Annotated in this window: 28 protein-coding genes and 2 tRNA genes; 18 read left to right on the forward strand and 12 right to left on the reverse strand. The window is 60.4% G+C overall.

Annotated elements, in window-relative coordinates; all coding sequences use genetic code 11:
- The first annotated feature begins 39 nt into the window (after window positions 1-39).
- Window positions 40-1,143: a fatty acid desaturase gene (locus Q0L48_RS11065; RefSeq protein WP_296720916.1), complete on the forward strand. Its 1,104-nt coding sequence runs from the start codon at window positions 40-42 to the stop codon at window positions 1,141-1,143.
- 9 nt (window positions 1,144-1,152) lie between these two features.
- Here Q0L48_RS11065 and Q0L48_RS11070 read toward each other — a convergent pair whose 3' ends face one another.
- The 7 genes from Q0L48_RS11070 to Q0L48_RS11100 form a co-directional block, all read right to left on the reverse strand.
- A complete protein-coding gene (locus tag Q0L48_RS11070; RefSeq protein WP_296720918.1) occupies window positions 1,153-1,680 on the reverse strand; it encodes a GNAT family N-acetyltransferase in 528 nt (175 codons plus the stop codon).
- A complete protein-coding gene (gene lptG, locus Q0L48_RS11075) occupies window positions 1,677-2,786 on the reverse strand; it encodes an LPS export ABC transporter permease LptG (RefSeq protein WP_296720920.1) in 1,110 nt (369 codons plus the stop codon). The genes Q0L48_RS11070 and lptG overlap by 4 nt, the downstream gene beginning before the upstream one ends.
- A 6-nt stretch (window positions 2,787-2,792) precedes the next feature.
- Entirely contained in the window at window positions 2,793-4,058 is a 1,266-nt protein-coding gene (locus Q0L48_RS11080; protein WP_296720922.1) for an LptF/LptG family permease, read from the reverse strand.
- A 123-nt stretch (window positions 4,059-4,181) separates the two neighbouring features.
- Window positions 4,182-4,688 carry a DUF427 domain-containing protein gene (locus tag Q0L48_RS11085; protein WP_296720924.1) on the reverse strand — a complete coding sequence of 169 codons (507 nt, stop codon included), beginning with the start codon at window positions 4,686-4,688 and terminating at the stop codon, window positions 4,182-4,184.
- Window positions 4,689-4,718: 30 nt separating this feature from the next.
- Window positions 4,719-5,135: an ATP-dependent Clp protease adapter ClpS gene (gene clpS, locus Q0L48_RS11090; RefSeq protein WP_296720927.1), complete on the reverse strand. Its 417-nt coding sequence runs from the start codon at window positions 5,133-5,135 to the stop codon at window positions 4,719-4,721.
- Window positions 5,136-5,372: 237 nt separating this feature from the next.
- Window positions 5,373-6,179 (reverse strand): phasin family protein, encoded by an 807-nt coding sequence (locus tag Q0L48_RS11095; RefSeq protein ID WP_296720929.1) that lies wholly within the window; start codon window positions 6,177-6,179, stop codon window positions 5,373-5,375.
- Window positions 6,180-6,306: 127 nt separating this feature from the next.
- Window positions 6,307-8,235 carry a class I poly(R)-hydroxyalkanoic acid synthase gene (locus Q0L48_RS11100; RefSeq protein WP_296720931.1) on the reverse strand — a complete coding sequence of 643 codons (1,929 nt, stop codon included), beginning with the start codon at window positions 8,233-8,235 and terminating at the stop codon, window positions 6,307-6,309.
- A 174-nt stretch (window positions 8,236-8,409) separates the two neighbouring features.
- On the opposite strand from Q0L48_RS11100, the gene Q0L48_RS11105 reads away from it, so the two are divergent.
- The 7 genes from Q0L48_RS11105 to Q0L48_RS11135 all read left to right on the forward strand — a co-directional run bounded on the left by Q0L48_RS11105 (window position 8,410) and on the right by Q0L48_RS11135 (window position 12,982).
- Complete coding sequence (locus tag Q0L48_RS11105; RefSeq protein WP_296720934.1) at window positions 8,410-9,609, forward strand: LL-diaminopimelate aminotransferase; 1,200 nt, start codon at window positions 8,410-8,412, stop codon at window positions 9,607-9,609.
- Window positions 9,610-9,698: 89 nt separating this feature from the next.
- Complete coding sequence (locus tag Q0L48_RS11110) at window positions 9,699-10,301, forward strand: hypothetical protein (RefSeq protein ID WP_296720936.1); 603 nt, start codon at window positions 9,699-9,701, stop codon at window positions 10,299-10,301.
- Between the two features lie 41 nt (window positions 10,302-10,342).
- Complete coding sequence (locus tag Q0L48_RS11115; protein WP_296720938.1) at window positions 10,343-10,687, forward strand: hypothetical protein; 345 nt, start codon at window positions 10,343-10,345, stop codon at window positions 10,685-10,687.
- A gap of 11 nt (window positions 10,688-10,698) precedes the next feature.
- Window positions 10,699-11,199, forward strand: a complete 501-nt coding sequence (locus Q0L48_RS11120; protein WP_296720940.1) for a hypothetical protein — start codon at window positions 10,699-10,701, stop codon at window positions 11,197-11,199.
- 62 nt (window positions 11,200-11,261) lie between these two features.
- Entirely contained in the window at window positions 11,262-11,687 is a 426-nt protein-coding gene (locus tag Q0L48_RS11125; protein WP_296720942.1) for a JAB domain-containing protein, read from the forward strand.
- Window positions 11,684-12,079, forward strand: coding sequence for a winged helix-turn-helix domain-containing protein (locus Q0L48_RS11130; protein ID WP_296720944.1), 396 nt, complete (start codon window positions 11,684-11,686; stop codon window positions 12,077-12,079). Before Q0L48_RS11125 ends, Q0L48_RS11130 begins: the two co-directional genes overlap by 4 nt.
- A gap of 84 nt (window positions 12,080-12,163) precedes the next feature.
- Window positions 12,164-12,982 (forward strand): crotonase/enoyl-CoA hydratase family protein, encoded by an 819-nt coding sequence (locus Q0L48_RS11135; RefSeq protein ID WP_296720945.1) that lies wholly within the window; start codon window positions 12,164-12,166, stop codon window positions 12,980-12,982.
- 24 nt (window positions 12,983-13,006) lie between these two features.
- Here the strand turns inward: Q0L48_RS11135 and Q0L48_RS11140 are convergent, their stop codons facing one another.
- Window positions 13,007-13,786, reverse strand: a complete 780-nt coding sequence (locus Q0L48_RS11140) for a thioesterase family protein (RefSeq protein ID WP_296720948.1) — start codon at window positions 13,784-13,786, stop codon at window positions 13,007-13,009.
- Window positions 13,787-13,927: 141 nt separating this feature from the next.
- On the opposite strand from Q0L48_RS11140, the gene Q0L48_RS11145 reads away from it, so the two are divergent.
- Window positions 13,928-14,001: transfer RNA gene (locus Q0L48_RS11145), tRNA-Cys, on the forward strand.
- Between the two features lie 55 nt (window positions 14,002-14,056).
- Window positions 14,057-14,132 (forward strand) — tRNA-Thr (locus Q0L48_RS11150).
- Window positions 14,133-14,438: 306 nt separating this feature from the next.
- Here Q0L48_RS11150 and Q0L48_RS11155 read toward each other — a convergent pair.
- The 3 genes from Q0L48_RS11155 to Q0L48_RS11165 are packed head-to-tail and all read right to left on the reverse strand — an operon-like array spanning window position 14,439 to window position 18,663.
- On the reverse strand, window positions 14,439-15,236 hold the full coding sequence (locus tag Q0L48_RS11155; protein ID WP_296720949.1) for a hypothetical protein: 798 nt from the start codon (window positions 15,234-15,236) through the stop codon (window positions 14,439-14,441).
- Entirely contained in the window at window positions 15,236-16,642 is a 1,407-nt protein-coding gene (locus tag Q0L48_RS11160) for a restriction endonuclease subunit S (RefSeq protein ID WP_296720951.1), read from the reverse strand. The genes Q0L48_RS11155 and Q0L48_RS11160 overlap by 1 nt, the downstream gene beginning before the upstream one ends.
- A gap of 20 nt (window positions 16,643-16,662) precedes the next feature.
- On the reverse strand, window positions 16,663-18,663 hold the full coding sequence (locus Q0L48_RS11165; RefSeq protein WP_296720953.1) for an N-6 DNA methylase: 2,001 nt from the start codon (window positions 18,661-18,663) through the stop codon (window positions 16,663-16,665).
- Window positions 18,664-18,907: 244 nt separating this feature from the next.
- On the opposite strand from Q0L48_RS11165, the gene Q0L48_RS11170 reads away from it, so the two are divergent.
- The 6 genes from Q0L48_RS11170 to Q0L48_RS11195 all read left to right on the forward strand — a co-directional run bounded on the left by Q0L48_RS11170 (window position 18,908) and on the right by Q0L48_RS11195 (window position 23,889).
- Window positions 18,908-19,249 (forward strand): hypothetical protein, encoded by a 342-nt coding sequence (locus tag Q0L48_RS11170; protein ID WP_296720955.1) that lies wholly within the window; start codon window positions 18,908-18,910, stop codon window positions 19,247-19,249.
- A gap of 135 nt (window positions 19,250-19,384) precedes the next feature.
- Window positions 19,385-21,304 carry a DUF262 domain-containing protein gene (locus tag Q0L48_RS11175; RefSeq protein WP_296720957.1) on the forward strand — a complete coding sequence of 640 codons (1,920 nt, stop codon included), beginning with the start codon at window positions 19,385-19,387 and terminating at the stop codon, window positions 21,302-21,304.
- 94 nt (window positions 21,305-21,398) lie between these two features.
- Window positions 21,399-22,547 (forward strand): DUF3800 domain-containing protein, encoded by a 1,149-nt coding sequence (locus Q0L48_RS11180; RefSeq protein WP_296720958.1) that lies wholly within the window; start codon window positions 21,399-21,401, stop codon window positions 22,545-22,547.
- Between the two features lie 316 nt (window positions 22,548-22,863).
- Window positions 22,864-23,187, forward strand: a complete 324-nt coding sequence (locus Q0L48_RS11185) for a hypothetical protein (protein ID WP_296720961.1) — start codon at window positions 22,864-22,866, stop codon at window positions 23,185-23,187.
- 82 nt (window positions 23,188-23,269) lie between these two features.
- Entirely contained in the window at window positions 23,270-23,641 is a 372-nt protein-coding gene (locus tag Q0L48_RS11190; protein ID WP_296720963.1) for a hypothetical protein, read from the forward strand.
- Between the two features lie 8 nt (window positions 23,642-23,649).
- Window positions 23,650-23,889, forward strand: coding sequence for a hypothetical protein (locus tag Q0L48_RS11195; RefSeq protein WP_296720966.1), 240 nt, complete (start codon window positions 23,650-23,652; stop codon window positions 23,887-23,889).
- Between the two features lie 50 nt (window positions 23,890-23,939).
- Here the strand turns inward: Q0L48_RS11195 and Q0L48_RS11200 are convergent, their stop codons facing one another.
- The gene (locus tag Q0L48_RS11200; protein ID WP_296720968.1) at window positions 23,940-24,293 is read right to left on the reverse strand and encodes a hypothetical protein; all 354 of its coding nucleotides are present in this window, start codon (window positions 24,291-24,293) and stop codon (window positions 23,940-23,942) included.
- 276 nt (window positions 24,294-24,569) lie between these two features.
- Here Q0L48_RS11200 and Q0L48_RS11205 point away from each other — a divergent pair, with 276 nt between their 5' ends.
- Window positions 24,570-24,848: a hypothetical protein gene (locus tag Q0L48_RS11205; RefSeq protein WP_296720971.1), complete on the forward strand. Its 279-nt coding sequence runs from the start codon at window positions 24,570-24,572 to the stop codon at window positions 24,846-24,848.
- Window positions 24,848-26,155, forward strand: a complete 1,308-nt coding sequence (locus Q0L48_RS11210; RefSeq protein ID WP_296720973.1) for a VapE domain-containing protein — start codon at window positions 24,848-24,850, stop codon at window positions 26,153-26,155. Before Q0L48_RS11205 ends, Q0L48_RS11210 begins: the two co-directional genes overlap by 1 nt.
- Window positions 26,156-26,344 lie beyond the last annotated feature (189 nt).

A 26,344-nucleotide genomic window follows, 5' to 3' on the forward strand; every position in this document is an offset into this window, starting at 1 on the left:
CCGATTTCGAGTAGGGCGGGCCTTAAGAGATTGCCAGATATGACCATGCACCAGACCATCGATCCTGCCCGCCCCGATGCGCTTGCGCCCGCGCCCGTGCGGGCGAGCCGTGTCCAGTTCATGGCCGAGGATGACAAGGCAATGCTGCGCGCCGCGCGTGACCTGACCAGAGGGCTGGGTGAGGCCAAGCCTGCGATTTACTGGACAGACATGCTGATATCGGCGGGTGTGGGCTATGCCGGGATTGCGGTCGCGATCCTGTCTGCCAGCCTTCCGCTGCAGATCGCGGCCGGTCTGATCGCTGCGCTGGCGATGTACCGCGCGCTGATGTTCATCCACGAACTCACCCACATTCACCGCGATGCACTGCCCGGTTTTCGCACCGGCTGGAACCTGCTGGTGGGCATTCCGCTGCTGACGCCCAGCTTCATGTATGAAGGCGTGCACACCATCCACCACAAGCGCACGCAATACGGCACGCCGGAAGATCCGGAATACCTGCCCCTAGCGCTGATGAAGCCGTGGAGCCTGCCGCTGTTCGTGCTTGTGGCGCTGCTGGCGCCGGTGGCGCTGCTGGTGCGGTTCGGGGTGCTTTATCCGGTCGGCCTGATTGTCCCTGCGGTGCGGCGCTTCACGTGGGAACGGTTTTCGACGCTCTCGATCAATCCCGATTTCCGCCGCAAGGCTCCCGAAGGCGACTTTGCGGGGCGCGTGCGTTGGCAGCAAGCGGGCGCGAGCCTGTGGGCGATCGCGCTGATCGCCAGCACCTTCGTGATCGGTTGGAAGCCGCTTGCCATTGCGCTGGCGGTGCTTTCGCTCACCGCGCTGCTCAACCAGCTGCGCACACTGGTCGCGCATCTGTGGGAGAACGAGGGCGAGGCGATGACCGTGACGGCGCAGTTCCTCGACAGCGTCAACGTACCCCCGCCGGGTCTGGTAGCGGAAATCTGGGCGCCGGTGGGCTTGCGCTATCACGCGTTGCACCACCTGATGCCGTCGATGCCGTATCACGACCTGCCAGAGGCGCACCGGCGGCTGGCGCGCGAGCTGGGGACGGGTTCGACCTACGAAGCCGCGAACCATCCGGGCATGCTGGTGCTGGTGGCGCGGATTGCGCGCAGCACCATGGTACGGCGGGCCTAAGCACCAACCTCAATCGAGGAAAAATATCATCGCGCAGCGCCGCTCGGCGGGCAGTCCGTCATCGGCCTCATTGGCCAGTTCGCCCGCCAGCCGCGGGTGCGCGTCGAGCGCGGTGACTTCCTCGAAACCCAGCCGCGCATAGAACGGCGCGTTCCACGTCAGATCGCGGAAGGTGGTGAGAGTCAGCGCCTTGAAGCCGGTGTTGCGCGCATCGATCTGTTCGGCGCGCACCAGCCCAGCGCCGATCCCGCGGCGTTGATAGGCGGGCAGAACGTCCATCTCCCAGATGTGCAATTCGCGGCTGAAGGGTTCGGCCACCAGAAACCCCGCCATCGCCTCACCGACATGGGCGACAAGGCAGTGGCCCTTGCGGATCAGGCGGGCAAAGTCCGGTTCCGACCGGGTGTGGGAGAAGTCGAAATCCTGTTCGGCGGCAAAGGCGCTGGCGGCGGCGAGTTCGATCCCGGGCATCATCGCGGCATCGGCGGGCCGCGCCAGCCGCAGCGACCAGTCACCCCGGCTTTTGGGAGAGTTCATTCTTCCGTCCGGATCAGCACTGTTTCGCCCAGCAGCAGGAACAGGAAGAACGGCGCCCACGCGGCGAGGATCGGCGGATAGCCGCCGAAACTGCCCATCGCGAGCGCAGCATTATCGACCACGAAATAGGCAAAGCCGAGCGCCATGCCGATGATCGCGCGCACGAACAACTGGCCCGACCGCGCCAGTCCGAAGGCGGCGATCGATCCCAGCAGCGGCATCAGCAGCGCCGAGAGCGGCCCCGAAATGCGGTGCCACCACTTGGAGCGCATCTCGTTTGTATTGCGACCCGCAGCCTCGAAAGCGTCGATGGTCCGCGACAATTCCCAGAAACTGAGCGAATCCTGATCGACCGATTGCAGACTGATCCGTGCCGGGCTGAGACCTTCGCCCACCACCATCGCGCCGGTCTTTTCAGTGGTGGCCCCTGCCACGTCGAAGCGCTCCGGATCCTCCAGCCGCCAGCCGGGCGCGGCATAGGTCGCGCGCGGGCTGCGCACCTGTTCGCGGATGATCCCTGATGGCGCGCGTTCGTACCAGGTGACGTTGGTGAGCACGATATCCTCGCCCTGACCGCTCAGGGTGGCAGCCGAAAGAATATTGCGACCATCGGTGAGATACACGTTGGAGCGCAAGCCGCCGGCCGAATTGTCGGCGACGGGGATCGGGCCGTACTCGGCCGCTTCCCATGCCTTCAGCGTAGCATTGGCGCGGGTGACGACCCGTTCGTTGAAGCCGAAGCTGAGCGCTGCCACCAATGCCGCCGTCAGCAGCAGCGGGGCCAGCACCTGATGCGCGGAGAGGCCAGCCGCCTTCATCGCCACCACCTCGCTGTTCTGGTTCAGCGTCACCAGCGTGATCAGCGTCGCCAGCAACACCGAATAGGGCAGGAACCGCGATGCCAGCTGCGGCGCGCGCAGGCCGGCATATTGCAGGATCTCCGCCTGCCCGTTGCCCGGCGCGGCCAGAATGTCGCCCGTTGCCGCCAGCAGATCGAGCGCCAGCAGCACCAGCACCAGCATCACCAGCACCGCAAGGATGCGCACCACGAACATCTTCGCAAGATACAGCGTCAGCGTGCGCGAGGGGAAAAAGTCGAATTGCATCGCCGCCTATTCCGCCGTCGAAAGATTGGGCGCAGCAAGATCAGGCGGTGCAGGATTGCCACGCGGGCGGCGGCGGCCGAACAGGCGGGCGACCTGTTTCGACAGCTTGGCGAACCCGGTTTCCAGCACGCCGATCGCCTGGCCGCCCGGAACATAGGCGACACGGTAATACATCCACAGGATCAGCACGGCAAAGATCACGAACGGCACCCACAATGCAAGGATCGGGTCGAGCCGGCCCAGCGCCGCCACATCTTCGCCGTACTGGTTGATCTTGTGATAGGCGACCACCATCACGATCGACACGAACACCCCTAGCGCACTGGTCGATCGCTTCGGCGGGATTGCCAGCGCCACCGCAAGCAGCGGCATCAGGAACATCATCACGATTTCGACCAGCCGGAAATTGAAGCTGGCGACGCTGGCATTGCGTTCGTTGGGGGCGCTGTCGCCGCTCCAGCCGATGCTGAGCAGTTCGGGCAGGATATATTCGCGGGTGGCATCGCCGCGGGCGCGGAATTGCTCGATCGCGGGCAAATCGATCGGCAGGTCGTGGCGGCTGAAACTGAGCACGCGCGGGGTCTCGCCGCCGTCCTCCTCCATTCCGGTATCCTGAATGATCGTGCCTTCGGTCAGGCGCAGGATGATGGTGTCGGGATTGTCGCGGGTGGCCAGGAACGCCCCCTCGCGCGCGCTGATCGACAGCACTTGACCTCTGGCATTGGCGACCCGCGCAAATATGCCGATGAGCCGCCGGCCATCATCTTCGCTTTCCTCGATCCTCAGCGCCATGCGATCCGCTAGCGTGGTGAATTCGCCGACCTTGATCGACGCGCCCAACGCGCCCGATCGCAGTTCGTATTCCATCTGCTCGTAATAATAGCGGCTGACGGGTTGGACATAGAACACCAGCGCAACATTCACCGCCACCAGCAGCAGCGTGATGATATAGGGCATCCGTAGCAGGCGGTTATACGACAGGCCGACCGCGCGCAGCGTGTCGAGTTCGCTGGTGGTCGCCAGCTTGCGGAACGCCAGTAGCACGCCCAGCAGCAGACCCAGCGGGATCGCCAAGCTGGCATATTCCGGGATCAGCGCGCCCAGCATCTTGAATACAACCGCCACCGGCCCGCCTTCGACCGCGACGAAATCGAACAGGCGCAGCATTTTGTCGAGCGTCAGCAGCGACGCGGCGAGCGCGAACACCCCCAGCATCGGCACCAGCGTCAGCCGTAAGATGTAGCGATCGATGCTGGGTAGAAAGTTGAGCACCTGTTATCCCGCCTGATCCGCACCGCGTTTCGCAGGTGCCCTAGCGGCCAAAGCGGACCGCGTCATGCCCCAATTGGTTACTGGCGGCCTCCGGTGATGCCAAGCCAGTAGTGAGCGGCGGATTTACCAGAACCGGCTGCCCGGCACGCCCTTGAACGGCCCGGCTTCGTAGCGGCTGATCCAGCCGCCGTAAAACCCGCCGGGCTGGGGCGTCACCTGCTCGCCATCGATCAGGCATTGATCGAACGGAGCAGCGTAAAACGCGATGTAATCGGCAATACCGGCAAATAACGGGGTGGGGGAGGGATAGCACCAGCCCGCCCCGGAGATCAGATCGTCGCCGATCCGGACATCCCAGTACCGCGCCTGCCCCTTCCATTCGCACAGGCTTCGCGCAGGGTTGGGCGACAGGTGCACCGTCGCGATGTCGGCCTGCGGGATGTAATAGGTGGGTGGGTGGCTGGTTTCGAGCGTGCGCCACGCCGCAGTGCTATCGGCCAGCACCACACCGCCATGAACGATGCGGATATGGCGCGCGGTCGGCTCGGCGATGGCGGGGCGGGGATAGTCCCACACGCTTTCCTGACCGGGCATGACGGCATCGGGTTCGGGATGATGGGGCTGGCGCATATCAGTGCGGGCCTTCTGGTCGTGAACGCTTCACGCCTTTTCGAGCGTGCATTGCAGCGGGTGCTGGTTCTGCTTGGCGAAATCCATCACCTGGTTGACCTTGGTCTCGGCGATTTCATAGGGGAAAATGCCGCACACGCCGACGCCGCGCTGATGGACGTGGAGCATCACCCGCGTCGCCTGCTCCAGATCCATGCTGAAGAAACGCTTCAACACCAGCACCACGAATTCCATCGGGGTGTAATCGTCGTTGAGCATCAGCACTTTGTACTGGCTGGGCTTCTTCGGCTTGGCGCGGGTCTTGGTGGCGATGCCGATCTGGCTGCCGCCTCCATCTCCGCCGTCTTCATCCTTTCCGCCATCGTCGCCAGCCGCACGCGAAAGGTCGGCCAGCCGCAAGAGCGGCACGGCAAGTGCGGGCAGAACAGGCTCGGGTTGGATCGGCATGAGCCTCCATTATGGGATTTGACGTCCCAATCGCAAGCGGTTGGTGCGATTCTCTTGCGCGTTGTGACACGCGGGGCTGCCGTCTGGCCTTGTCGCCGCGGGGCAGGCGTGCGCCGCGCAGAAAACAAAAGGGCCGGACAAACCCGTCGGGGTCTGTCCGGCCCGGCGCTTTTCAGCGCGCTTTCGTGAACCGGGATTCGGAGAGAGAGGAGAGGCCCGGTTCAGAAACTTGTGTGCTTACGCAGCCTTCGAGATCTTCTCGGCGGCGACGCTGACGCGGTTCGAGATCGGAGCGAAGGCTTCGTTGTAGAGCTTCACCCACGCTTCGGTGCGCTTCGAGCCGTAGGACACGAGAGCGTCGAAGTTGCGACGGGTGATTTCGCCCTGAAGCTGCATCAGTTCGGTCGGCGACTTCACGGCTGCGACCTTCTTGGCGTCTGCAGTGACGGTTTCAATCACGGTCTTGCCGGTTTCGACGTTGTCCTTGAGCAGTTCCTGCGCGCCGGTGAAGAAGATCTTGCCGCTTTCGACGACGGCTTCGACATTGGCCTTGCCGAATTCGGTGGCTTCGCTCGCCAGCACGGTGGTCTGGGCATAGGCGGTCTTGGCGCGGGTCTGGACGTCGGCAAGGGCTTCCTTGGCGGTGGCGGTGATGTCGGTGTTCTTGGCGGTGGCCATGATGGTATCCTTCAGCTTGATGATGGGATTGGTCGAGGGGGCCGCGACGACCTTGGCGGCCTTCTTCGCGGCAGCCGGCTTCTTCGGCGCGGCAGTTTTCTTGGCAGCGATTTTCTTTGCCGGAGTCTTGCGGACGGCAGACTTCTTGACCGCGACCTTCTTGGCAGCGGGCTTGGCGGCCGACGTCTTCGGCGCAGCGACCTTCTTGACGGTTGCTGCTGCAACCGCAGTCTCGGAAACCTTCGGCGCTTCGGCGGCGTTCAGCGCGGCGTCGGCATAGGCCTTTTCGGCAGCGACATCGATCTTGGCGACGGCTGGCTTCGGGGCGGCTGTAACTTCGGCAGCAGTGTTATCGACTTCGGACATGATGACCTCGCTTCATGTTGCACTGCACAAAATAGTGAGTGCAGATGCGAAGTCAAGTCATTTTGTGCAGTGCACAATAGATATTCAAACTGTTGAAGATGCGCTGTTTTGCAGGCGCGGCTGGTCCTCAGCGAGTTTTCACATAGCGGCCCGGCGCGTCCTCGATGACGGTGTCTCCCTTGCCGCCGGGCACACGTTTGCCCTTGGCGGGAACGCGGGTGTCGGACTGCTTGTGCAGCCATTCGAGCCAATGCGGCCACCAGCTGCCCGGATGCTCCTCGGCGCTCTCGACGAAGGCTTTGAGCGAGGGCGCTTTGCTGTCGCCCAGCCAGTACTGGTACTTGTTGGCGGCGGGTGGATTCACGACCCCCGCGATGTGGCCCGATCCGGCCAGCAGGAATTCCACCGGCCCGCTGAGATGCCCGGTAATGCGCCACACGCTTTCGGCAGGCGCGATATGATCCTCGCGGCCCGCCTGCACGAAGGCGGGCGTGGTGACGCGGGTCAGATCGATCGGCGTGCCGTCAGCTTCCAGCGCATCGGGGACGACCAGCTTGTTGTCGCGGTACAGGTCGCGCAGATAGGCACCGTGCCATTTGGATGGCAGGTTGGTGACGTCGCCGTTCCAGTGCAGCAGGTCGAACGCCGGGTAGTCTTCTCCCAGCAGGTAATTGTTGACGACGTAGTTCCAGATCAGGTCCTTGCCCCGCAGCGCATTGAAGGTCGCCGCGAGATAGCGCCCGTCAAGATAGCCGTCGGGACAGAGTTTTCCGATCATATCCAGCTGACCGTCGTCGATGAAATGCTTGAGCTCGCCGCCCTTTTCGAAATCGACCTGCGCGGTGAAGAACGTGGCGCTCTTGACCTTGTCGGCCTCGCCGCGCCGGGCCAGCACCGCCAGCGACGCGGCCAGCGTCGTGCCCGCGACGCAATAGCCAATGGTGTGGACATGGGGCACATCAAGCCGCGCGCGGACATGATCCACGCTTTCGATTTGGGCGCGGATGTAATCGTCCCACACCACGTCGGCCATGGTTTCATCCGCCGATTTCCAGCTGACCACGAACACGCTGATGCCCTGATCGACCGCCCATTTGATGAAGCTTTTCTTCGGCGTCAGATCGAGAATGTAGAACCGGTTGATCCACGGCGGGAAGATGATCAGCGGCACCTCCAGCACGGTTTCGGTCGAAGGGCTGTACTGGATCAGCTGATACAGCGGCGTTTCGTGCACCACCTTGCCGGGCGTTGCGGCCAGATTCTCTCCCAGCCGGAAGGCATCGGGATCGGTATGGGTCAGCTGCCCGCGCTTCATGTCGTTGATCAGGTGCTGCATCCCGCGCACCAGATTGGCCCCGCGGCTTTCCACCGTGCGTTTCATCACGACCGGATTGAGCAGCAGGAAGTTGTCGGGGCTCATCGCCTCGGCCAGCGCACCGACCGCGAATTCGAGCTGCTGGCGCTTGACCGGATCGAGCCCCTTCAAGCCGAGCACGCTGGTGCGGAAATATTCGGTCAGCATCAGGTAGGTTTGGTGCAGCAGCAGGAAAGCCGGGTGTTCGCGCCAGGCCGGGTCGGCAAAGCGGCGGTCGTTCTTCGGCAGGGCGGCAGGATCGGGCGCGGCGCTCGCAGCGCCGGTGGCTGCCCCGGCCAGAAACTGCTGCGCGACTCCTTGCCACAATTGCAGCGAATCCTGCGTCAGCTTGGCCTGCGCGGCGAGCAGTCCCTGCGGCATCTGGCCGAGCATCGACTGCGAGATCACCAGCCACTGCGCCGGATCGAGCGGATTTGTGCCTTTTGTCGCCTTTTCGGCGGCGGCCTGCGCCTGATGCGCAGCAAAATCGAGCCACAGCTGCTGCAATTGCGCGCTCGAATTGGCCCAGTCGCCCAGTTCAGCGGGGTTGATCCCCTGCGGCAGGAAGGCGCGAACCCCGTCCTCGGGCGCCGCTCCGCCCATCGCGCCCGCGAACATTTCGCGCATCGCGTCGCTCTGAAGGTCGAAAAAGCTGCGGATGCTGTCAGCTGCTGCGTCGGTCGTCTGCTTGTCGTCAGCCATGGCCGGGTCCGTCCTGTTTTCCGCTCATGCAGGGTCTCGATGGCGGCTGCCGACCCTGCGTACCAGCTGCTATCTAGCGAAAACGCCTTCCCACTGCGACCGCTATTGGCCTAGGATAGGAATTATCGCACCGGCGCCCCCCGATCGCGCGCGAAGCAGGATGAAGATAAAGCCATGAATGACCAGTTCTACCGCATGAAGCGGATGCCCCCGTACGTGATCGCAGAGGTCAATGCGATGCGGCACGCGGCGCGGCTGGGAGGGCAGGACATTATCGATCTGGGCATGGGCAATCCCGACCAGCCCCCGCCGCAGCACGTTATCGACAAGCTGTGCGAAGTCGCGGCGAAGCCCGATGCGCACGGCTATTCCCAGTCCAAGGGCATTCCCGGTCTCCGCCGCGCGCAGGCGGGTTATTACGCCCGCCGGTTCGAGGTGGAGCTCGATCCCGAAACCGAAGTGGTGGTGACGATGGGTTCGAAGGAGGGGCTTTCCAGCCTCGCCACCGCAATCATCGCACCGGGCGATGTGGTGCTGGCGCCTAACCCTTCCTACCCGATCCACACCTTCGGCTTCATCATTGCAGGCGCCACCATCCGTTCGGTGCCGACGACGCCGGACGATGAATATTGGCAGTCGCTCGACCGGGCGATGAATTTCACCGTCCCGCGTCCCAGTGTGCTGGTGGTGAGCTACCCCTCCAATCCGACGGCGGAGGTGGTCGATCTCGCCTTCTACGAAAGGCTGGTGGCATGGGCGAAGGAAAATCAGGTCTGGGTGGTGTCGGACCTCGCCTATTCCGAACTCTACTTCGATGGCAAGCCGACCCCGTCGATCATGCAGGTCGAAGGTGCGAAGGAGATCGCGATCGAATTCACCAGCATGAGCAAGACCTATTCGATGGCCGGCTGGCGCATGGGCTTTGCGGTCGGCAATCGTCAGTTGATCGCGGCGCTGACGCGAGTGAAGTCCTATCTCGATTACGGTGCCTTCACTCCGGTTCAGGCCGCTGCGTGCGCGGCATTGAACGGCCCGCAGGATATCATCGAAAGCAATCGCCAGCTTTATCACAAGCGCCGCGACGTCATGGTCGAAGCGTTCGGCCGCGCCGGCTGGGATATTCCGCCGCCGCCCGCCTCGATGTTCGCCTGGGCACCCTTGCCCCCGGCACTGAAAAGCATGGGCAGCCTCGAATTCTCAAAGCAGTTGCTCACCCAGGCGCAGGTCGCGGTCGCTCCGGGCGTGGGTTATGGCGAGAATGGCGAAGGCTATGTGCGGATCGCGATGGTCGAGAACGAGCAGCGGCTTCGGCAGGCGGCGCGCAACGTCAAACGGTATCTTCAGTCGCTCGGGGTCAACAGCTCGGCGGCGTGATTCGCGAAGATTGCTCCGAATCCGGTGCATTCGTTAGCCGTTTGGGTTAGGCTTAGGGTAACTCGGGGTCACATCTGAAGGAGAGGTCCATGTCGTCCGGAGCCGCACGCCGGCTGACCGACAGGCAGCAAGCTGTGATGGAACGTATCGACCGGCGCGTCCCCATAAAGGTCATCGCGCTGGAGCTTGGCGTGTCCGAGACGCGCATCAATCAGCATATCCGTGCGCTCAAGGACATCTATCAGGCGTCCAGCCTCGGCGATCTGGTCGAGAATTATCGCCTTACTCTTCCGCAACCGGCGGACGACGAAGGAAACGACGAAAACCGTCAGGATGAAGCCCCTGAGGATCTTACGGATACATCTTCTCTCAAGGTCTTGAGCGAAGATGCATACACGAAAAAGCAGATTACCCGCCCCGACAGTTTGACCGATCCGTCGTTCCGGGACGACCCCGGCAGACTCGTCATGAGCGACTCCATGCCGCTGCTCGATCAGGCGCCCTGGCTCCGGCCGGGCGAGCCGAGGGTCGTCCCCGGAGTGCTCGACGGTGAGCATGCCGTGCTGTTCCGGCTGGGGGCGATTGTGGCAATCGCATCGGGTATTCTGGCAGCGGTGGTGCTGACTATCACCGCTGCCGTCACTCTCAGTGAGGCGACAGATGGCAAGGTGACCGCCTCCGTGCAGCAATAGCAAGGTACCGGATGAGCACCGGAGCCAGTGGAAGAACCGAGATGAACCAGCTTGCCATGTCCGACGCCCACAACCTCAAGAAGTTGATCCGCGAAGCCGAGGCACTCGCCGACGAAGCGATTATCGCCATGGCGCGGCTCAAACAGGCGATGCTGAGCGCGCGCCAGAATCCCGAAATCGAGGTTCATACCCGTCAGCGCGCGCTGATGCGACTGACCGAGGCCGAGGCTCAGGCGCTGTCGATGTCGACCAACCTATTGCGCGTTCATGACGAACTCTCCAAGGTCGCCCGCATCCACGCTGGCTCCGATCCGTCCATTCCCACCGACGTTCCGGCAATCGCTGTTGCCGCCACGCCAGGGCCGCGCGCCATGATCGAGGTCTGACCGAACGCCGCATGCTGCTCTATCTATTCAACGAGCACCGCGCGGATGTGCAGCATATCGCCAGCGTCCTTCTGGCGCTGGCGATTTGGCGTTGGGGGCGTGGCCCCGAACGTTGGCTGATCGGTCTGTTCATCGTGACGATGGTGATGCCGCCCTACGTGTTCAAGCTGTTCGACCTCGGCAATGTTGCCTTCGGACCCTATGCTTGGATCTGGATAGGCATCGATGTGTTCGCAACCGTGGCATTCACTGCAATCGCGGTGAATGCCAATCGCAACTACCCGCTGTGGATCGCCGGTTTCCAGCTGGTCGCGATGGGTGCCCATGTCGTCCGCGGATTGGTCGATACGGTATCGGTCTTCGCCTATGTGGTGCTCTCTGCCGGCCCCGCCTATTGCCAGTTGGTGCTGATTTTCGCCGGCTTCTTGCGGCATGTCGGGCGCGAGCGGCGGTTCGGCGCCTACCGCGAATGGCGTATCGCGAGAGACCGGTTCGCGCTGTTCCAACACTGACCTGTTGGCGGGAGCTTCATCATGCCCCATAATTTTGTTCGCTTCACAGCCGGAACCGTTTCGTGGTGATTGCAACGTTGCAATTGCGCCCGGCGGCTTCTTGCATCACGCCTGAGGATCGGCTTGCCGGGCTGATCGCGCATCTGCGCGCTCTGCTGCTCCCGCCCGGAGCGGAACGCGAATGCTGCCATGTCATTTTCCTTGACGAAAGCAGGCGATACCTCGGCGATGCCAATGTCGGATTGGGCAGCCTGACGACCTTGTCGCTGCGAATGCGCGAGATTTTCGCCGAAGCCATGCGGCTCGATGCGCGCGGCATTATCCTCGCGCATAACCACCCATCGGGCCACTGCCACCCAAGCGGCTGCGACATCGCCGCAACGCGGCGGCTTGCCGAGGTATCCAGGGCGCTAGAGGTGGAACTTATCGACCACCTGATCTTTGCCGATGACGCGGTTTATTCGATGCGCGCGGGGGGGTTGCTGTGAACTCCATCCCGGTCAACGGTCTGTTTCCAGCCAGCGATACCCTGATCCCGCGTTTTCGCGATGCTGGGGACGTGACGCTCGATCTGTTCCATCGCGATGGCCGGGTCGAGGACCGCTGGCTCGGCTTGCATCCGCGAGAATTCGAGCTGCTGTGGCGGCTGGCGGAACAGCCCGGCGAACGTCTGACCCGACGGCAGCTGCTGGCGGATGTCTGGCGGATCACGTTCGACCCCGAGACGAACAGCGTCGCGGTGCATGTGGCAAGGGTGCGGGCAAAGCTCCAGCCCTTCGGCCTTGCACGGATGCTCGCCACGCACCCGGACGGCGGCTATTTCCTCGATGCGCCGCCGGGGCCGGCACACTTTGGCTTGGCACCCGTCGTTGACGCGTAACAACGCGCGACCACTGGACTTGAGGCGGCGAATCGGCAAGGCTCCGCCTGCCATTGCCGCAAAGTGAGGGAACCGGATTTCGCCATGACAGCCGCCACCAGCATGACCACCAACGACAGGATCGCGATCGAACTGGGCGAGGACGGCGTCGCCGAAGTGCGCTTCACCCGCGGCGACAAGATGAACGCGCTCGATCCGGAAATGTTCGTCCGCATCATTGAAGCGGGCAGTGTGCTGCAGCGGATGAAAGGGCTGCGCGTGGTGGTGCTTTCTGGCGAGGGGCGGGCGTTCTGCGCCGGACTGGACACCGCCAGCTTCACCCGCCAGCCCGGCCAGGACGAGCCGCCGCTGACCGAGCGGACTTACGGCAACGCCAACAAGTTCCAGCAGGTGTCGATGCAATGGCGGAAGCTGCCGGTGCCGGTGATCGCGGCGGTGCACGGCGTGTGCTTCGGCGGCGGCCTCGCCATTGCCAGCGGCGCGGATATCCGCATCGTCCACCCGGCGACGCGGATGTCGATCATGGAGTTGAAATGGGGGCTGGTGCCCGACATGGGCGGCTATGCGCTGTGGCGCGGGCTGGTGCGCGACGATGTGCTGCGCGAGCTGATCTACACCAACCGCGAATTCACCGGCGCAGAGGCGCAAGGGCTCGGCCTTGCGACCCATGTCGATGAAAACCCGCTCGACCGTGCCCGTGCGATCGCCCGTGAAATCGCCAACCGAAACCCGCAGGCGATCCGCGCGGCCAAGCGGCTGCAGGCGGGAATGCTGGAACGCGAGACCGATGCGATCCTGCTGGAGGAAAGCATCGAACAGCACGCCATCATGCGCAGCCCCAATCAGGTCGAGGCCGTGATGGCCGCGATGCAGAAGCGCAGGGCTAATTTTCAGGACGTCTGACGCCGCACTCGGCCGCAGTGCGGATCAGCCGAACACCGCCACGCACTGTATGCCGTCGAGCACCTGTTTGCCGTCCGCATCCCACAGCCGCAACCGTTCCGAAGAATAGCCTTCGGCGGCGTGCTGGCTGGCGTTTTCGGCCAGATACCAGCCACCGGGCGAACGGCTTTCGGTATCGAGCACGTTGAACGACCAGTTGATCGAGCTGATCGGGCCCAATCGCTGCATCACCCGCATGGCACCCGGCGGCATGACATCGCCCATCAGCACCAGCTTCGACACCGGATCGAGCGTGTGCTCTTCGGTCAGCCGCGCCCAGCGCCGCACTGTCGCGCCGCGCTCGGCATCCTGCGTCTGTCCGTAACGCAGTTCGAAATTGTTCTGGATGAAGCTCGGCCCCTGGCCCTGCTTTATCGGGGCATTGTCTTCCGGCGGTCCGGGCCAGTCGGCAAGCCGATCGGCCGCATGAACAGCATTGGCTTCGCGCCCGGCGGCGAACAGCCAGAATGCGGACAGCGCGATTTTCCCTTCGCTCCGGATTTCGCTGCGCACCTGCGTCACGTTGCGCCCTTGCCGGATGATCTCGGCAGTCAGCGAAATTTCCTCGCCCACCGGCGCAACGAAGGCCACTTGCCCCGCGCGCAGCGGCGGCAGGCCGGGGAAGGCGCGCGTTGCCATGGTGTAGGCGACCAGCGCCGACGCTCCGCCGTAAAGCGTGCGCCCCTGCATCCAGTCATACGCGTGTTCGAGGCGGGCCGGGCCGGGCTGGCCGGTGACGGGTTCAAGCAGGCTGGCAATGGTCATGGCAATGCGCTTTGCCGATTTGCGCGGTCGCGGTCCAGACTGACGTTGCGTAAAGCCCGCCCGCCAAACACAGATTGCCAAGCGCCCGGCGAATCGCTAGTGCGCCCCCTCTGTCCGGAGCCTCGCGCCCCCGGATGGCTCGGCCCGATGGCGGAGTGGTTACGCAGAGGACTGCAAATCCTCGCACGCCGGTTCGATTCCGGCTCGGGCCTCCACCTTTTTTGCGATTGCGCACTTTCGCCCCAAGGCTTAGGTCGCGCTGACGGGAATGCCGCTTTAGCTCAGTTGGTAGAGCACATCATTCGTAATGATGGGGTCACAGGTTCGAGTCCTGTAAGCGGCACCACCTACTTTAAGGCACTTTCCCTAGGAAAATCATTGGCTCCCTGTGAAGGGCCGCTAGCCTTTAACGGGTGGTTTTGTCTGCCCAAAGATCCAAACCCAAGCTATACCCGGTGATCAAACCAGAGCGCGCCTGCTTTGCTGTTGCAAAACATGCTTTTAAAGGCGCTTCCGGCTGGTCGCCGACGGAGGAGAAGGGTTAAGTTACTTCTGCCCGAACCAGCTGTCCAGATGGGTCGTGCTTGGGTCAAACTTGGTTCCACGCGTAGACCGGACTCAACCGTCTTACGGGCTGAGCAGGTCGATTTGGCTATCTGACACAGCCAAGAAACGTCATCACGATCCTGTATGCCGGTTCATAGCAAGCGAGGACGAGCGGGTCGGGATCGACCTCACCGTGCAGGAGTGCATTGCGCATAGTGTAAATGGTTTCAACCAGCCCGGCGAGGAGGTCGGCAGGGGTGCATTGCAAAACAACGCTGCCTGCTTCCAGCTGCGGACCGCCGCCTAGCACCAGATCGGTCATAGGGCGCGGGTTGCACCCGTCATAGAACTGCCGAAGGTTTAGCTGCTGGGCATCCGAAAGGTTCGCGACAAAGGCAGGCAAGGCATAGACTTCGGCAGGATTATAGTCGGGCTGGGTATGCTGGAAACGGACAAGCCCAGACGCTTGCGCGGTCACCGTGATCTCGATCGCGCCGCCAACGATCTTACGCGCGCGATATTCTTGGCGATTGCGATCCCGGCATTCGTTCTGGAGATTAAACGGGCGCAGGCAAACCTCCCGCAAGGAAACCCGCTCAGCCAGACCGTTCTTGCGCGTAACCTCAAGGTGGATGGCATCGAGCCGGATATGCAGATCCCCGATAGCCTGCTTTAGTGTGATGGATTCCACCGTGTTGTTGTCTGCTCGGAACAGGGGCAAGCCCCGCCGCCGAAGCTGGCTGTTTGCGTTGGATACCACATAGTTCAGCATCGCGCGTTCCTGCGCTTCGCCGCTGGCCTGCCGATACCAGGCGTTGAAAGCGGCCCATGCCTTAACGAAGGGGCCGATGTAATCGATTTCGGCCCGGTTCATCCAATCCTGGGCGTGCGGGGGGAGGGCCATCAGTTTGCCCCTTCCACACTGGCAAGATAGGCCAGCGCGGCGTCCTCGCTGTCTTCGATAGCGAGTTCGACGGCGCGCTTGGCAGCGTCAAGTAACGACTTTGCGCGATGCTCGGCGTCAAAAGCCGAGAGCACAGAATTGCGGACTGATTGCTGAACATCATCCGGCGCATCCCACACCACAATCTGCGCGATGTCATGCGGGTACAACTCGATTTGGCCAGATGAGCCTTTGATATACCGTTCAATCTGCCGCTGCCCAAGCGGACTGTTAAGGAAAACCGAAAGGAAAACCGGGTCAATCTTATCGGTACGCAATACCGTGACGTGGTTGTCAGGCAATGCTGGTTCGTCATGTAGATAGACTGCCGCCCGCCCAATAGTGCCAACGCCTGTCCCATTAACAAGAACGTCGCCGCTACAAATTTGGACAGGGGAGCCCGCTTCAATAGCCGTCCGGTTGTTATCCAAAATCACCCGGTTGGTTCGGACGTGTTTCGAGTTGATCACTGACAGGCCGAAATCATCGTACTGGGGCTGACGCCCCCTAGCATTGACGGTAACGATGTGTCTGAGAGCTACGGCTCCGCCTGTTGCCTGCAATCTCTGCTCCACCTCCTGAAAGAGCGGACGGAAATACTGAGCATCTAGACGCCCGGCAGCGACCGCATCGCTGGCCCTGGCCCCGTAGGTCAGCGGTTCGGGTGGGGCCCAATCACCAAGCCCTAGGACGTCGAGCAATTTGTCTTCGGCTTTAGTCCAAGACGCTACCGAATTTCGCCGCTCTTCAAGCGCACGATCAACACACTCGGCTATCGCTGCCTGAAGATTTGCAGCTAGAACAGGTATCGGCACTTTCCGCACTTTTGCCAGTGACAGGCCCTGCTGGACCATCCCGGAAGCGTGGCGGGCTATGTGATCCTGACCAAATTTGCTGTTCAAATAAGCGACCGTATACTTTGGTCGAATATCGCTGTCAGCGCGGAGAGAAATTCGGGCTACATCTTGGTCCAGATTAGCGGGCAATGCTTCTCGAGTAACAAGAGCACAATTCCCGACCGTTCCGCGTGTGGACAGGATCAGGTCGTCAACTTGAAGGGAAGAACGCTTGTTGGCGTCGTCCACCCATTTGGCGATGGTATCCGCTCCAGTACGTTCGGCAAACCAGTCGGACGCACAGCTGGCTGTTAGCATCGCGATTGGCGATTTTTCGTCGACAACGTGATATCCGTGTGGGCCATCGGTCACGAATGCGATATCGCCAATTTCCCTGAGATTTAGACGATGTAAGGCTTGGTGTTCGGCCAGGTATCGTTTGAAGAAAAACTGAGAGTCGAACCGGGAATCGTCTTCCAGTTCGCTGTTTGGCACGATCGAGATTTCCAGCCCCTCCAAAAGACCGTTCAAACGGTCCTCATTGAAGGGGCTCACTGAAAAAAAGGCAGGCCCTCGCGCCTAGCGAACTCTTCGAAGGCTTCGGCAATGCCCTCCTGCGTCAGCCCATCGTGGTTGAACAGATCATGCTCGACGATCAGATGGTTGTGGCTGTCGCGCATATAGCTGCCGTCTGGATTCCTACGATAAACTTTGCGGCCTGAGTTATCGACGCTTTCCACCTGCTGCGTCGCGAAGAAGATGTTATAGTCCTCCTGCCGTGGACACAGCGGGCCAGATTCCTCGTCATCATTCCATTTTTGCACAAACAACACACTGGTCTTGGTGCCGGTGTGCGGCTTGAACGTGTTGGGGTGTAGGCCGACCACCGCCAGAATGCGGCACCGTTCCATAATGAACTCGCGCAGGCGCTGGTCAGATGAGTTGTTGAACCGCCCTTGCGGCAGCACCACCGCCATGCGTCCGCCCGGACGCAGGAAGTCGATGTTGCGTTCAATAAACAGGAGATCGCGGGCTACTTTGCTTTCAAGCTTGCCACCCTTCTTGTGCGCCACCTCGTAGGGGCTGAGCATATCGGACTGCTTGATGTCCCCTGCGAACGGCGGGTTGGCCATCAGCACATCGAAATTGAACTGGCGGTATTCGCCTGGCTTCTTGATCGCCCTGAGGCGTTTCAGGCCGTTCCAGCCATTGGCATAGGTTTCTTGCCACTCTGGCTGGCTGGTGGTTTCATCCCACTTCGTCCAGTCGAGCGTGTTAAGGTGTAGAACGTTGGTTTCGCCGTCGCCCGCGATGAGGTTGAGGCAGCGGGACACGCGGACGCTCTTTTCGTCAAAATCCACCGCAAACACATTGCGCCGGACATATTCCACTGCGCGCGGCTCCTTCGCCTCCATGGTGAAAAGGTCGCCTTCCGACTTGCCCAGCTCCGCGTAAATCTGCTTCCAGACGTGGAACATGGTGTGGACGGTGAAGCCTGCCGATCCGCAGGCCGTATCGATCACCGTTTCATGTTCCTGTGGGTTCATCATCCGCACACACATGTCGATCACCCAGCGCGGGGTGAAATACTGACCCTTTTCGCCCTTAGACGATTTCGACACGAGATACTCGAAGGCATCGTCCACCACATCGAGATTGGAGTTGAACAGCTTCCACTCTTCCAGCGAGCCCACGCAGACTTGCAGGTGATCGGGCGACAGGCGGATCCGCTCATCATCCAGAAACACACCCGGCCATTTCTGCTTGGCTTCATCGAACAGGGCCTGGATCGAGGCCTTGAGCTGCGCCGCCGTGTTCTGGTTCCGGAAGCGCAGATTGCGATGCATTTGGTACGACGTCATCTCGTCATACAGCTTCGTGAAGATCAGTTTGAAGACCTCTTCGAACACATCGACACCGGCATTCGCCAGCACTTCATCTTCCATTTCCTGAATGAGGCCGCGTAGGGAGCGGGCCGACTTTCCTTCCCGCGCGCGCGCATCTTCAAGATCAATCAGGGTCTGGATACGCCAAGGCTCATCCACAATCTGCTCGATCGTCTGGTCTGCTCGGGGCAGCTCATGGATCGGCATGAAGTAGTTGGGATTCTTGCGGTGCCACACCTCGGCGAGGGTGCCGTTGCTCCACACTGCCAAAGGTGCACCGGTGGCGTGAGCGTATGATCGAAGCTGCTCTTTCCCGTCCTTTAGCCTCTGCTGCTTCACCTCGATGATAATGTAGGGAACAGTCTTTCTGTCTGCGTCGAATACGACAATATCTGCACGCTTCGATGTGTCGCGCCCAAATGTGATGGGATATTCGACGGCAATACGAGACGGGGCATAACCCAGCGTATTTATCAGCCGCGCCAACCAAAGCTGACGGACCCGCTCTTCCGGCTTCAGCTGCACCTCTTTGCCACGAACTAGGCAGGGTACGTAGGCCGTTTCCTTCCCGCGGTTGTCGCGCTGGACGCAGCGATCCTCCAGTGCGCGGACTTCCTCCTCTGAGAAAAGCACGTAATCACTGAATTCCTTGGTCATCACATTCATTTTGGTTACCCGTCTAAGCGCACAGCGTCTCTCGATATACGCCGGATACAACAAGAGGTTGTTTCTGGCGATGGCCTGCCTCGGCTCAATCCTCAGCCGCATGAGGGAAGCGCACGGGAGAGCAGCCGCTCAACGCCAAGAAAATTCTAGAATTGTATGCGTTCGCCATATTGGCAGATAGAAGCTCGGTGAGGGGTGTCGAATGATAGCGAGGTTCAGTCTAGAGCTAGGTGGCTGGTACGCCATGACGATGCTGCCCGGGTATGGAACCGTCCCCTATGTGACGCCGATCAGGGTTGATGCGCTTTCCCCGCTAGGTAATCGCCGGTTCGAACTCGTTTTCTTGAACCTTGGCTACGCGGCCGGGGTACAGGGCTTTCAATCAACATTTCGGACCCTCAAGAGAGGCCCCGGCTTCCTCATGGCTGAGCAAGAGAGCATGCCTGAGCGAGGCTATCTTTTTCAAAACTTAACGCGAGATTGGCTGGATAAAAATATAGGTTCCGGCTCAGGCGACCGCTATCTGCATGACGATGAAAGCCCCAATGAACAGCGCCTTCTCGAAGCTGCTGCGACAGCTTGTTAGCCGCATCCCGGCGAGTAACTAATATGAGGTGGCCAATCTGCCGCCCATTCCACGACTAAGCCCGCGGATGACCTCCATTGGCAATTTGCCTACCCGCCTTTAAAGGCAAACAGCACGGCTGAGGGATCTGATTAAATGAAAACCGATTCAATTGAAGTTGGGCGCGTTCTGCAAGATAGCCGCAGGTTCACAGTTCCGATTTATCAGCGGCAATATGCATGGAAAGAGGACCGGCTTAATCCGCTCTGGGATGATCTCGTTTCGAAAGCCAACGAACTTCTAGATGGGCCGCCAAAGTTTCAGCATTACATGGGCGCGCTCATCCTTGCGCCCGGTGCCGATGGCTACAGCGTAGGTCGAATTTCCAGCGTGCAAGTCGTGGATGGCCAGCAGCGGCTTTCGACGTTTCAGCTCTTTCTGGCGGCTCTACGACATGTCGCCACGGAATGGGGGCAAGAAGGCATCGTCAAGGCTTTGGACGTTTACATTTTCAATGATGAACGCAGCGCGGAAGCGGATGCCACGCCCGCGGATCGCCTGAAGCTGGTTCCAACTCCCGCCGATCGATCCATTTTCCGCGACCTAATGACGGAAACCTTTTCAACAGTCCGGTCGCGCCACTCGCACGCATTTTACAAGAACGGCAACATCATCAAGGGGCAGGCCCCGCGCGCTCTACTCGCCTATCTGTATTTTCGCGAAAAGATTGACCACTACGCCGCTTGGGGAAGCGACGAGAAAGACGATGACGATTTCGACCTTGCGCGAATGGCCGCTGCGATATCGAAGGATGATCCGGCGGCTGGGACAAGGTTGCAGGCACTTGCGGACGCCCTGCTGATCCAATTCAAGTTGGTGATTATCAATCTCGAAGAGGGGGATGACGCGCAAGTTATTTTCGAGACACTGAATAGCCGGGGCGAACCGCTGCTGGCTATGGACCTTGTGCGGAACAACATTTTCCACCGGGCCGAAGCGCAAGGCGAACACGCCGAAGGACTTTTTGAAACGCGATGGAAGCCGTTCGATCAGCTTTTCTGGAAAGCGGATGCGCCCCGCGCCAAACCCAAGCGGCCCCGTATTGACCATTTCCTGAGCTATGCCCTGACTGCCCAAACCGGCGAAGAAACATCGCTGCGTGAGCTTTACGCCGAATACCGGGCCTATGCACGGCCCAAGGGCAAAGCGCGCTTTGCGACTGTGGGCGAAGAGCTGGATGCGCTGTTGCGCTTCAATCCTGTTTATGAAGCGCTAGAACAGGGCAAAGGTGACGCTGATGTAGCGTGGCTTGGGCGCAAGCTGGCGACTTGGGAAGTTGCAACCGTCTATCCCCTCGTTTTCGCAACGGCAGTTACTAAAATGGACGAAGCTGAAAAGCGGACGATCTATCGGCTGATCTATTCCTACATCGTTCGGCGAGCAATCTGCAATTTGACAGCCAAGAACATGAACAAGAATTTCACTCGCATTGTCGCGATTTTCAACGAGAGAGGGGCTTCGCTTCAAACGTTCCGGGAGTCGTTTGCGGGACAGTCCGGCCCCGCTGTTCGTTTCCCCGATGATGCGGAACTTCAGGCCGCAATCACAAGCCAACCGATCTATGACAACATCCTGCGTGCGGAACGCAAAATCGATATTCTTTGGGAGTTGGAAAAGGCCGTTCGGTCAAAGTTTCAGGTGGACGACAGTCGGCCAAGTTTCCTGTCGGTTGAACACGTTCTCCCTCAAACCTGGACCACACATTGGCCATTGCCCGATGGCAGGTTCGTTCCGGGCACGCGGATTCCGGCGGACGAAGAAATGGCAGTCGCCATGCGGCACAGGGATGCGCATCGGCACCGGCTCGGCAACCTTACACTGGTGACAGCACCACTTAATTCATCGATGCAAAATCAGGCTTTCGATGCGAAGCGCGAACGGCTTGGCAAATCGCTTATGGCCCTAAACACGGCCATTGCCGAACTGCCTATGTGGGATGAAGCTACAATCGTGCAACGTGGGGACAACTTGGGCAAACTTGCAGTTGATATCTGGCCCCATCCAGCTTCAGTTTAGGGGGCCATTCTCAAAATTCTAGAGATGCGTGCAATGCTCACCCCGAAGAGTAGGGCACCTTCGCCAGTGCTCTTGCGGAAATTGAGAGGTCGTTTTGTTCGCTTACGTTGATGAAACCGGGAACACTGGCGCTCGGATGCTGGACGAGGATCAGCCGGTGTTCGTCACGGCAGCATTCATGACACGCTCCGATTTCGAACATCGCTTTGGAAGCGAAGTGCGCGATATCGCGAAATCGTTCGGTCTTGATGAACTTCATGCCGCTCAGCTCGGCGTGGGGCGGCTGGAGAATATCGCACCTGCCTTGCTCCGGGTGATCCGCAAGGCAGGACCGGCGTTCGCATTAGCGCGAGTTGAGAAGGCGTATGTGCTGGCGGCCAAGGTGTTTGACACGCTCTTCGACTCCTTTGAGAACAAGGCGGTCCCGTGGCACGTCTACAATGTCCCGGCGCTGCGCATGACCATGTTGTTCAAGGTTACATATCTTCTTGATGAGCAAATCGCTGAGGCTTTTCTCGACGCCCTCCTCGATGCCATCGACAAGCGTGCACTCGAAAAGATGGCTGGCGTTTGTCGGCAGATTGCAGCGAACGTCGATCTACTGCCTGACCAGAGGTCAAAAGAGATCATTGGTGAGGCAATGACGTGGGCCGCCGAGCACCCCGAATGCTTGCACTTCGTACATTCCGACAAGGTCGGCAGGAAAAGCCATCTGCCTAACATGGTGGGCTTCGGCAATCTGCTTGCCGGCATCGAGAAGCAGTCAGTCGTTTGGCAGCGGCCGGTCGATCGCATTGTTCATGATCGCCAGCACGAGTTTGCTTCCGCGATTGAGTTTTGGCACAAAATGTACTCGAACGCTCGCCCAGAAGCCGTGACCGTCCCGTTCAGTGGGAAGATGGTACTGCGGAAGGTATTTGGGAGCAAACTTGAGATTACCTCGGCGAAGGAAAGTGCCGGTATCCAAGTCATCGACGTCATTCTTTGGCTGTTTTCACGCTCCCTGAAGCAAGAGTTGCCGCCCAATTGCCAAAAGCTCTTGAATTATGTACATAGTAGGGCGCATAGTGATGACTTTTCGTTCGCAGGTGCCGAAGCTATTGCTGCCGCATCAGTCGAGCGCGCCAATTCAGTTACTATGACACCGGAAGCGATCGAAGGTGCTCGCGCGTTCCGCGCAGAGATGGAGCAGGGAAGGCTCCAAGCTATGAGCGATTTCGAGAACGAAGAAGAAGCACGGTAGCGACGCTTCGCGGGCGCGGGCGCGGCTGGGGTGGCACTTGGGGCCGATCCCATGGCCCTTGCGGCGTCTAGGGGTCGTCGTCAGCGTCCTTGCTTCCCAATAACCCAACGAAACCCTCAGAGCGTGAAGCAGAGCACCATCAAGGTAGATGCAGTTATCTTTGACTTCCTGCAAAAAACGCTGGAATAACAATATCTTATAAGAGAGCGCACATGAACAGTTGAGATGTTCTCAGAACAGTCCGGCAGTTCTCCTGCCCCTCCCCCCACCAAGCCCTCGGATGACCTCCGGGGGCTTTTTTTATGGAGCGATTCTGATGATCATTCTGACCACGGCGCAGGCAATCCGCCATGTCGCCGCCTTCTACCCCCAGAGCCTGCCTGTGGGCCGCCTCTCGCACTACGCGACCCTGCTGGTAGCCGACCCCATCGCGTGGCTGTTTGTGTTCCAGCCGGGCGACACCCTGGCCCTGCTCGCGGCGCTGCGGGGACGGCCCTTCGCTGACCCGGAGTTCATCACCTGCGAGGGTGGCTGGTACGAAGCCGTGTTCGTTCTCAGCGACGACGGTTTTGGCCATGTCGTGTTCGTGCCGGACCAGCCGGACATAGACGGCGACCTACTGGCGATCTGCAGCAGCTAGCTCAACCACCATCACAACCCATCCGACCAGCGTCCAGGCATCCCGCCTCGGGCGCATTTTTTTATGCCCAAAGGAAACACACATGCACAACCTACCCATGATCGAAAGCATCCGAGCGGTTCTTGACCAGCCGCTCGGCGAGGAACTGAGGGTGCTGCTGCAGGACCGTCTTGCCGATACAATCCGGTGCGGCTTGCAGGATTTAACCCACATCCTGGTCGTCGAGGCTGGCGACACGGAACAGCAGATTATTGAGGCCGTCGGCTTCAGTCCGTTCGTGTCTCGGATCGACGGTGTCAGAAATTCTGTCGATTGGGACTGGATCGAGCGGCACGACGGCTGGTGGGAGCTCCTGTACTGCGTCGGCGACAGCGGATTTGCCTTCGTCCTGCTGGTCGAGGATGCGGACGGGTCCCCGTTTGCCCAGCTCTGTCGGCGGGAAGGGGCAGGGTGATGAGGGTGATGACGGTACTGGGCTGGATCCTGCTCGCCTGCCTGATCCTTACTGCCTTGCGCTGGGCCGTGCTGCTGATCGCCGCCGTCTTGATGATCGGGTTGGCGGTCTCGCTGGTCCGCGCCCCGGGGCAAACGCTGTCGGTGCTGTTCGGGGTGATCCTGCTCAACGCTTTTGCCGCGCACCCGGGGCTCGGGCTTATCCTCTTCATCCTGATCGTTCTGGCTGGGAGGCTGGGCCGAAAGTAAGGCGCAAGACTGCGATCGAGAGCCAACCTTGGCAACGCTAGCCAAGCGCCTCAATCTTCATCCGGCAGATTTTCAGAGTAGGCCGTCCTTCGTCGTTTGCGAATTTCTGTGCTGCTGGCGCCAGCGTCGTTGATCGCACGCAAGAAGGCTTGGTCGTCACGGTTCCGGCGGCAGAGCTTAGCCAGCAAAAGTATCTCTGCTTCAGTTAAGGTCAAATGGCCTCGGTCCATTTCGTTCAAGGCACAAGCAAAGTCGATGACGACTAGCCGCCCGGTCTTCGAAATCTTGATGCGGTCTTGGCGCTGACCCTTCGCCATAGGGCTAGCATGGCGATTTATGATCTTCTCGTTGAAGATTTGCCGTCCCTTTCTCGGCAATCCGGGCGCTGAGAAAGCTATCTTCATACTAATCTCGATAATAAAAAAATGAGAACAAAAAGTGATCGGGGTAATTCAGATAAAGAGCGTAATACCAGATACATGTAAATCTGGTAGATTAGCCCATTCCATGGGTCGGGAGCCTTGAGCAAGCGTGCCGGTAACCACACCGCTCATAACCGCATAAAAAACTACCTCGATACCGAACTCTAAATCTACCGGCAGATTTGCCGAACCAAAACCAGTTGCTGGGCGAGAGATCAGAGGTGGTCTCTCGCCTTTCACGTTTGTTAGGACGAAAAAATGACACATACACCTACCCCTCAGCATGGCTTCAACATGCTGCGCAGAATGCAGGAACTGAAACTCGACTTCGATGCAGCGGGTCCAAATGGGCACGTCAGCTTTGCCAAGGCCTGCATCTGGTCCGGCCTCATGCGGAAAGAAGAGATAACCGCGGAAGCCTGTGCGATCGCCGGGGAACACCTTGAGGGCGTGTTCATGACGCTCCTCGATGAAGGCGAGAACATCCACTGGCGCAGATGCGAAAATGATACCCTCGATCTGATCACAGAAGCGTAATGGCAGACGGAATTAACGTTGGCGGATCGGGAGGTCCGCCAACAACCCCCAACCCCTCAGCCCAAGTGGGCAGAATTGATCGGGCCGGTTATCCAGACCAGCCGAAGTCCGCGCAAGCATCGATCCCGCCGACCCTGGAAAACTTCCGGTATCTGGTTGAAGCATCCAACATCAAGGTGCGCTTCAACGTGGTCAAGAAGCGTGCTGAGATCGATGTTCCCGGCCTTCGGATCGACAGGCAAAATCGCGATGCGGTCATCCTGTCCCACCTGGAAAGCCTGCTCATCCGCAACGACATGTCACCGGGGCCAGCTCGCCAGTACGTTCTTGTTCTGGCGGATGCCAATCCCCTCGATCCGTTTGCCGACTGGGTGAACAGCAAGCCATGGGATGGCGAAAGTCGGCTTCGGGACATCTGCGACACCATCGTCGCCACAGACGAATACCCGGTGGCATTCCGGGACGTTCTGGTGCGAAAGTGGTTGCTCAGCATCGTCGCCGCCACGTTCAAGCCGCAAGGGTTCCGGGCTCGCGGGGTGCTGACCCTGCAAGGTGCGCAGGGGCTCGGCAAAACGAGCTGGATTGCCCGGCTGGTCACGCCGCCGGAACTTTGCGAGGACGTCGTCAAACTCGGGCACAGCTGGGACGGCGGTAGTAAAGATGCCCGCCTCGCTGCCCTGCGCCACCGGATTGTCGAGCTGGGCGAGCTAGAGGGGTCGTTTCGCCGCGAGATGGCGGGCCTGAAAGCGTTCATCACCGAGACCGACGACAAGATCAGGCCACCCTATGCGAGGGTGGAGGCAGAATACCGCCGTTCCACCATCTTCGCTGCCTCCGTTAATGACAGGCAGTTCCTTCTGGATACGACCGGCAACAGTCGTTTCTGGACGATCCCGGTTCAGCGGATCGATTACCAGCACGGCATCGACATGCAGCAGGTCTTCGCCGAACTGAAAGCCGCATATGAACGCGGCGACCAATGGTGGCTGACCGGCTCCGAGGAAGAACAGCTCGCCAAGGTCAATCAGGAACACCGCCTGATGAGCGCGATCGAAGCCAAAATTACCGAAGCGCTCGATCTCGATCGGATCGGTCAGGACGGGCTGCCTCGCCTCACCGCCACCGAGGTGCTCAAGCTCTTGGGTGTCGAGAGGCCGACGAACGGGCAATCGAAGGAAGCCAACGTCGCACTGCGGGCTGCGCTTGGTGAGCCCAAAAAGGTGAAAGGTTACTACCGCTGGCGAGTGCCGTGGCGCCGGGAGGAACCTTCCGCCCAAGCCTACAATCCCGCGCAAGACATTTACTAAAACGCCGCCCCCTCCTTCCCCCCTGATGCAAGCCGTTGCACCGCAAGGGCAACCCGGTGGGGAGGGAGGGGGCTCCAGCCTGCACGAAACTTCGCCGTGACCACCAGCCGTCCCGGCCCACCCGGTGCAGGGGGCGGCAAACCGGCCAACAACGCTGCTGTCGCCACCAGCCGCCGTCACGGCCCACCC

Origin of the sequence: Erythrobacter sp. (assembly GCF_024305245.1) — a bacterium.
Lineage (GTDB): Bacteria > Pseudomonadota > Alphaproteobacteria > Sphingomonadales > Sphingomonadaceae > Erythrobacter.

What these genes read in the sequence shown, in the direction of transcription:
- Q0L48_RS11065 (WP_296720916.1), top strand. Translation starts at nt 40, where the DNA reads ATGACCATGCACCAGACCATCGATCCTGCCCGCCCCGATGCGCTTGCG.
- Q0L48_RS11070 (WP_296720918.1), bottom strand. Translation starts at nt 1,680, where the DNA reads ATGAACTCTCCCAAAAGCCGGGGTGACTGGTCGCTGCGGCTGGCGCGG.
- lptG (WP_296720920.1), bottom strand. Translation starts at nt 2,786, where the DNA reads ATGCAATTCGACTTTTTCCCCTCGCGCACGCTGACGCTGTATCTTGCG.
- Q0L48_RS11085 (WP_296720924.1), bottom strand. Translation starts at nt 4,688, where the DNA reads ATGCGCCAGCCCCATCATCCCGAACCCGATGCCGTCATGCCCGGTCAG.
- clpS (WP_296720927.1), bottom strand. Translation starts at nt 5,135, where the DNA reads ATGCCGATCCAACCCGAGCCTGTTCTGCCCGCACTTGCCGTGCCGCTC.
- Q0L48_RS11095 (WP_296720929.1), bottom strand. Translation starts at nt 6,179, where the DNA reads ATGTCCGAAGTCGATAACACTGCTGCCGAAGTTACAGCCGCCCCGAAG.
- Q0L48_RS11100 (WP_296720931.1), bottom strand. Translation starts at nt 8,235, where the DNA reads ATGGCTGACGACAAGCAGACGACCGACGCAGCAGCTGACAGCATCCGC.
- Q0L48_RS11105 (WP_296720934.1), top strand. Translation starts at nt 8,410, where the DNA reads ATGAATGACCAGTTCTACCGCATGAAGCGGATGCCCCCGTACGTGATC.
- Q0L48_RS11110 (WP_296720936.1), top strand. Translation starts at nt 9,699, where the DNA reads ATGTCGTCCGGAGCCGCACGCCGGCTGACCGACAGGCAGCAAGCTGTG.
- Q0L48_RS11115 (WP_296720938.1), top strand. Translation starts at nt 10,343, where the DNA reads ATGAACCAGCTTGCCATGTCCGACGCCCACAACCTCAAGAAGTTGATC.
- Q0L48_RS11120 (WP_296720940.1), top strand. Translation starts at nt 10,699, where the DNA reads ATGCTGCTCTATCTATTCAACGAGCACCGCGCGGATGTGCAGCATATC.
- Q0L48_RS11135 (WP_296720945.1), top strand. Translation starts at nt 12,164, where the DNA reads ATGACAGCCGCCACCAGCATGACCACCAACGACAGGATCGCGATCGAA.
- Q0L48_RS11140 (WP_296720948.1), bottom strand. Translation starts at nt 13,786, where the DNA reads ATGACCATTGCCAGCCTGCTTGAACCCGTCACCGGCCAGCCCGGCCCG.
- Q0L48_RS11155 (WP_296720949.1), bottom strand. Translation starts at nt 15,236, where the DNA reads ATGGCCCTCCCCCCGCACGCCCAGGATTGGATGAACCGGGCCGAAATC.
- Q0L48_RS11165 (WP_296720953.1), bottom strand. Translation starts at nt 18,663, where the DNA reads ATGAATGTGATGACCAAGGAATTCAGTGATTACGTGCTTTTCTCAGAG.
- Q0L48_RS11170 (WP_296720955.1), top strand. Translation starts at nt 18,908, where the DNA reads ATGACGATGCTGCCCGGGTATGGAACCGTCCCCTATGTGACGCCGATC.
- Q0L48_RS11175 (WP_296720957.1), top strand. Translation starts at nt 19,385, where the DNA reads ATGAAAACCGATTCAATTGAAGTTGGGCGCGTTCTGCAAGATAGCCGC.
- Q0L48_RS11185 (WP_296720961.1), top strand. Translation starts at nt 22,864, where the DNA reads ATGATCATTCTGACCACGGCGCAGGCAATCCGCCATGTCGCCGCCTTC.
- Q0L48_RS11190 (WP_296720963.1), top strand. Translation starts at nt 23,270, where the DNA reads ATGCACAACCTACCCATGATCGAAAGCATCCGAGCGGTTCTTGACCAG.
- Q0L48_RS11195 (WP_296720966.1), top strand. Translation starts at nt 23,650, where the DNA reads ATGACGGTACTGGGCTGGATCCTGCTCGCCTGCCTGATCCTTACTGCC.
- Q0L48_RS11200 (WP_296720968.1), bottom strand. Translation starts at nt 24,293, where the DNA reads ATGAAGATAGCTTTCTCAGCGCCCGGATTGCCGAGAAAGGGACGGCAA.
- Q0L48_RS11205 (WP_296720971.1), top strand. Translation starts at nt 24,570, where the DNA reads ATGACACATACACCTACCCCTCAGCATGGCTTCAACATGCTGCGCAGA.
- Q0L48_RS11210 (WP_296720973.1), top strand. Translation starts at nt 24,848, where the DNA reads ATGGCAGACGGAATTAACGTTGGCGGATCGGGAGGTCCGCCAACAACC.